The organism is Neisseria sp. P0021.S005 (assembly GCF_051956955.1).
The window spans coordinates 1-2,622 of the sequence record NZ_JBQCWY010000428.1 but is presented as its reverse complement, the minus strand read 5'-3'; the positions used below and the strand labels follow the sequence as shown (position 1 = coordinate 2,622).

The window sequence follows — 2,622 nt, the reverse complement described above, 5'->3', positions numbered from 1 at the left end:
CCAACAAAGCCATGCCCATAAAGGGTTTGAATGTAGAACCCGGCGGATAAAGGCCTTGGGTAACGCGGTTGATCAAAGGCTTTTTCCAATCGTCATTCAGCATTTTCCAAGTGTCGCTGTCGATGCCGTCAATAAAGAGGTTGGGATCAAAGGAAGGTTTGGAAACAAAAGCCAAAACAGTACCGTCTTGCGGATTGATGGCCACCAATGCGCCACGGCGGTCGCCCAAGATGCGGTCGGCTTCCTGTTGCATACGGATATCCATACCTAGGCGCAAGGTTTGCCCCATTTTGGACGGAACATTTTTCAATACGCGGACGATGTTGCCGTAAGCGTCTTTTTCGACTTCCTGATAGCCTGGAATGCCATGAAGCTGGTGTTCGTAATATTTTTCCAAGCCGGATTTGCCGATATGTGTACTGCCGCGGTAGAGGGCGGTCAGGCCTTCTTCTTCCAGCATTTCTTTGTCTTTGTCGCTAATACGGCCGATATAGCCTAAGAAATGGGAAGTCAGTTTGCCGTAAGGATATTCGCGGAAAGTGCGTGAATTGACCTCTACGCCTTTGAATTCGCGCAGATGTACGGACAAACGGGCGGCTTCTTCATCGGTCAGTTTGAGTTTGAGTGGGATATTTTCAAATTTTCTATAGCTTTCGCGGTATTTTTTGAAGCGTTTTAAATCTGTCGGCGTGATATCGACGTATTTTTTCAATGCTTCAATGACATCTTCCATCTTGCCTTCGATGCGGCTGGGAATAACTTCGAGCGAAAAGACAGGATAGTTTTTGGCCAAAGGAACGCCGTTGATATCGACGATTTCGCCGCGTACGGGCGGCGTTGGAATCAGGGTGATGCGGTTGCTCGATGCTTGACCGGAAAACTCGTTGTGCTGAGTCACTTGCAGGTAAAAGAACCGCGCCAGCAAGATGGAAAAGAAGATAACAATCAGGATAAACGCAACGAGCAGGCGCAACAAAGCGTCGGCTTGTGCTGCCTGAGCGGAAGGTTTCTTGATATGTTGACCACCGGAAAGACGGCGTGGAAGAGTCGGTTTCATCTTTTCAGTGGGAGCGGTAAATACGGGTCACAATCAACATTAGCTGGCTGAGTATCGGCCAAAGTAATGTGCCGACAAATGGGGCAACAAAGCCTTGCAAAGTGATGACCTGATGATTAAGGAACAAACGGGCAACAGTTAAGACGGCCTGATTGAGAAGCAGCGCAGCCAAGACAGCAGCCAATTGCATAATGTGGCCGTACAGCATGATCTGGCGGCGGTGGTTTAAAATGAAATAAGTCATCACGACGTAAGACAGGGCGTGCAATCCCAAAGTCGCGGCGGTTGCGGCATCGACAATCAGGCCGATGGCAAAAGCCAGTCCCATGCCTGCGCGTTGCGGTTGGTGCAATGCCCAATACAGCAGCATCAGTGCCGTCATTTCAGGCAGCCAGAAGAACCCGTCAAAGGAAAACGGCATAAAGTCCAGTATCATCATCACGATGAGACTGGCCGCCATAATGTGCAGCGGTACTGCACGGTAAGAATCGTCAAAATCGTTCATGAAATCAGCGTGGGGAAGAAGGGGCGGAAGAAAGTACCAAGACAAAACGGCTGCTGCGTAAAGCGGCTAAAGGCGTCAGTTGCGTATCGTAATAAGGCGTTCCCGATGCGCGGACAACCTTGCTGACGGTTGCAACGGGAATCCCCGCCGGATAAGTACCGTCCAAGCCGGAAGTCAGTAGAATATCGCCGGGTTTCAAGTCTGAGCCGGTTGGAAAATAGCGCAAATCCAAACCGTTGCCATTGCCGTATGCCAAATTGCGTTCGCCGGTGCGACTGACGGCTATGGGGACAATGCTTTGTCCGCCTGAAATCAGCCCAATTTCCGCACTTTGTGTGTGAACTTGTGTCAACAGGCCGATCAAACCGCTTTGATCGATGACCGCATCGCCAACTTTCAAACCATCTTGGCCGCCCTTGCCGATAATCAGTCTTTCGGAAAGCGGATCTTTGCCATTGGAAATGACTTCCGCACCGATAACGTTGTGAATGCCTTTTTGTTGCAAACCGTACAGTTTTTTTAATTCGCGCAATTCATCAGTATTGACTTTATCTCGCTGCAAATCAATTTTCAGACGGCCATTTTCTTCCAGAAGTTGGCGGTTTTGTTCCAAGAGCTCGGATTTGGACTGGGAGAGGTCGGCAAAATATTGATAAAGTTGAACAGGTTGATTTGCCAGCCATTGAACAGGATAGAGCATGGGCATTACTGCAGCACGTACAGGCTGCATCAATGAAAAGCGGTAATCTGCCACCATCAGGCCGGCAGCCAGAGCGATATAAACGACAAAACGAGGCAACAGCTTAGAGCCTTTTGCCTCGTCAAAGCGCAAAGAAGAGCGTTCCATAACCATCTACCTTATGGGTTTTCCGTGAATACGGTATCCCATTTGCCGATATAGTCCAAAGCCTTACCGGCACCATAGGCAACGCAGTTCAGAGGTTGGTCGGCAATACCGACGGGCAGGCCGGTTGCGTCGGCCAAGACAGTATCGATACCGTGCAGAAGCGCACCGCCGCCGGTCAGCATAATACCGCGGTCGGCGATGTCGCCGGCCAAT

4 protein-coding genes are annotated in these 2,622 nt (G+C 50.1%); all 4 read right to left on the bottom strand.

Translation table 11 applies throughout. The features are described 5' to 3' along the window. A partial coding sequence (locus ACTHUE_RS15135) for a penicillin-binding transpeptidase domain-containing protein (RefSeq protein WP_440423906.1) occupies nucleotides 1–1,057 on the bottom strand: 1,057 nt, incomplete at its 3' end. Between the two features lie 4 nt (nucleotides 1,058–1,061). Next, a complete protein-coding gene (gene mreD / locus ACTHUE_RS15130; RefSeq protein WP_070459832.1) occupies nucleotides 1,062–1,562 on the bottom strand; it encodes a rod shape-determining protein MreD in 501 nt (166 codons plus the stop codon). Between the two features lie 4 nt (nucleotides 1,563–1,566). Continuing rightward, nucleotides 1,567–2,409, bottom strand: a complete 843-nt coding sequence (gene mreC, locus ACTHUE_RS15125) for a rod shape-determining protein MreC (protein ID WP_070459835.1) — start codon at nucleotides 2,407–2,409, stop codon at nucleotides 1,567–1,569. An 11-nt stretch (nucleotides 2,410–2,420) separates the two neighbouring features. After that, nucleotides 2,421–2,622, bottom strand: a 202-nt coding sequence (locus ACTHUE_RS15120) for a rod shape-determining protein (protein WP_440423905.1), incomplete at its 5' end; no start/stop codon positions are given.